Here is a 2,744-nt window from a genome sequence, read left to right as displayed (position 1 = left end):
AAGCTGGAGAAGTTCACCCCCAAGATCGGCTACCCCGACACCTGGCGCGACTACTCCGCGGTCGAGATCGACGCGAGCGACCTCGTCGGCAACTACCGCCGTGGCCATGCCGCCGAGCACGACCGCGACCTGGGCAAACTGGGTGGCGAAGTCGATCGCGGCGAATGGTTCATGACCCCGCAGACCGTGAACGCCTACTACAACCCCGGCATGAACGAGATCGTGTTCCCCGCGGCGATCCTGCAGCCGCCGTTCTTCGACATGAACGCCGACGACGCCGCCAACTACGGCGGGATCGGCGCGGTGATCGGCCACGAGATCGGGCACGGCTTCGACGACCAGGGCGCGAAATACGACGGCGACGGCAACATGCAGGACTGGTGGACCGACGAGGATCGCGCCGAGTTCGGCAAGCGCACCAAGGCCCTGATCGACCAGTACAACGTGCTCTCCCCCGCCGACCTGGACGACGAGCACACCGTGAACGGCGAATTCACCATCGGTGAGAACATCGGCGACCTCGGCGGACTGTCCATCGCCCTTGCCGCCTACAAGATTTCGCTCGAAGGCAACCAGCCTCCGGTGATCGACGGCCTCACCGGTCTGCAGCGCGTCTTCTACGGCTGGGCGCAGGTCTGGCGCACCAAGGCGCGCACCGAGGAGGCCATCCGCCGCCTCGCCGTCGACCCGCACTCCCCGCCGGAGTTCCGCTGCAACGCGGTGATCCGCAATATCGACAGCTTCTATGACGCTTTCGGCGTGACTCCGGACGACAAGCTCTACTTGAAGCCGGAGGAACGTGTGACCATCTGGTGACGAGGTCTCGACCCTGCCGGTCGCCGGTAGGGTCGACACCACTCCATCGCAGAGGGGCAATCTCATGCGTCACCAGCAGGTAGCCGACAACGTCTTCACCATCGCGGGTACGGACGTGAACATGGTCCTACTCCGCGAGGGCCGTGACCTCACGCTGATCGACGCGGGATGGTACGGCGACGCGGGCCTGATCGAAGCCAGTGTCGAGGCCCTCGGTCATCGCGTCGGAGACATCGCCGCGGTTCTGCTGACCCATGCGCACCTGGATCACGTCGGCGCCCTCAACCACCTCCAAGCGAAGTACGGCATCCCCGCCTACACCAGCCGGCTCGAGGTGGCCCATGCCAAAGGTGAGGTCCATGAGTCCGCCACTCCGCTCGACGTCATCAAACGGCTCACCGACGTCTCCACCTGCGGATGGGCGCTGCGGATCACTCGCGCGGGTGGCCTCCGCAAGAACCCGGTCCCCCATATCCAGCCCTTCCGCACCGCGGGCGAGCTGGATCTTCCCGGCCGCCCCACGCCGATCGCCACCCCGGGACACACCTCGGGTCATTCGGCCTTCCATCTCGCAGCGGCCGGTGCGGTAGTCACCGGCGACACCCTGGTTACCGCGCATCCCACCTCGAAATTCACAGGCCCCCAATTACTTCCCGACTTCTTCAACCACTCGACCCCGGAAACCCTCACCGCACTCGAGGCCCTCGAGGCGCTCGCCGCCGATCTGGTTCTCCCCGGCCACGGTGCCCCCTTCACCGAGGGCATCCGGCAAGCTGTCGACCGGGCGCGGACCCACGCGAGAACCGAACGGCGCGAATAACGAGTAGTCAGCTGATTGCTGTCGTCACTCTGGGCAAACGCGAGTAGTGACCATGTAAGTAGAGTTTGTGATAGCGAAAGTACAGTAAGAGCAGATGGATTGGCCGGCCCACCGCACGGAGCAGCATTCCTGGCAGGCGCGTGACGGACGAAGTCCGCGAGTCGGCCCCGTCCCCGAGCAGGCAGCGGTGTCGATCCCACCGCGCATCGCCGAACTCGACTTCGCCACCAGGCGAACAACATCGGCGAGCGAGGCCGCGGTGATCGCGGTGACACATCTCGAAGCCGGCCAGGGCCAGTATTCGGCACCGCTGCGCGAATTCCTGCTGCGCAGCGAGGCTGTCGCGTCGTCGCGGATCGAGCACATCGATGCGGGGTGGCGAGCATTCAGCAAATCCTTCGGCGGCGCGACGACCGGACCTGAGGCGGCGTCACAGGTCAGCGCGGTCCGGGCCCTCACCGGACTGGTCGACGGTGCGGCGACCGGCCGGATCACGGAGGCGAATCTGCTCAGCGCCCATCGCGTGCTGATCGCTCCGGAATGGGAGAAGGCGGGACGCTTCCGAACCGTCCAAACCTGGATCGGCGGAAGCGATTACACGCCGCTGCACGCCCTGTACGTACCGCCGCCACCGGAACTCGTGCCCGAATTGGTCGCCGACCTGCTGGCCTTCGTCGCGCGTGGTGATCTGCCGATCCTGGTCCAAGCCGCGATCGCGCACGCGCAGTTCGTGTCGATCCACCCGTTCGTCAGCGGCAACGGCCGGATCGGACGCGCCCTGGTGAGCGCCATCCTGCGCAGACGCGGGCTGACCGACAGAGTCACCGTTCCCCTGGCATCGGTCATGCTCGCCGACACCTCGCGCTATTTCGCCCAACTGGCCGCCTACCGCGCCGGCGCCGCCGACGAATTCGTCGTCTATCTGGCGCTCGCCGCGGTGTACGCCAGCGAGGCGGCGATCGACTCGGCCCGCACGCTCGCCGCGCTCCCCCAGCGATGGCGAGACCGCGCCCGCCCTCGCGGCGGTTCCGCGGACGAAGCGCTCTTGGCAAACCTGGTCGAGCACCCGATTCTCACTGTCGCCGGCGCGAACGCCATCACGGCGACC

Annotated in this window: 3 protein-coding genes; all 3 read left to right on the top strand. The window is 66.7% G+C overall.

Annotated elements, in window-relative coordinates:
- A partial coding sequence (locus ACFWF3_RS31315) for a M13-type metalloendopeptidase (protein WP_379317355.1) occupies positions 1 to 816 on the top strand: 816 nt, incomplete at its 5' end.
- 64 nt (positions 817 to 880) lie between these two features.
- The gene (locus tag ACFWF3_RS31310; protein ID WP_379317353.1) at positions 881 to 1,636 is read left to right on the top strand and encodes an MBL fold metallo-hydrolase; all 756 of its coding nucleotides are present in this window, start codon (positions 881 to 883) and stop codon (positions 1,634 to 1,636) included.
- Positions 1,637 to 1,730: 94 nt separating this feature from the next.
- Positions 1,731 to 2,744, top strand: a 1,014-nt coding sequence (locus ACFWF3_RS31305) for a Fic family protein (RefSeq protein WP_379317351.1), incomplete at its 3' end; no start/stop codon positions are given.

The organism is Nocardia sp. NPDC060220, from assembly GCF_042727815.1.
Classification (GTDB): Bacteria; Actinomycetota; Actinomycetes; order Mycobacteriales; family Mycobacteriaceae; genus Nocardia.
The sequence above is the reverse complement of the archived record's forward strand: the minus strand, read 5'-3'. Positions and strand labels throughout refer to the sequence as shown.

Excerpts from the sequence above, each read along its gene's own strand:
- ACFWF3_RS31310 (WP_379317353.1), top strand. The coding sequence starts at position 881 with ATGCGTCACCAGCAGGTAGCCGACAACGTCTTCACCATCGCGGGTACG.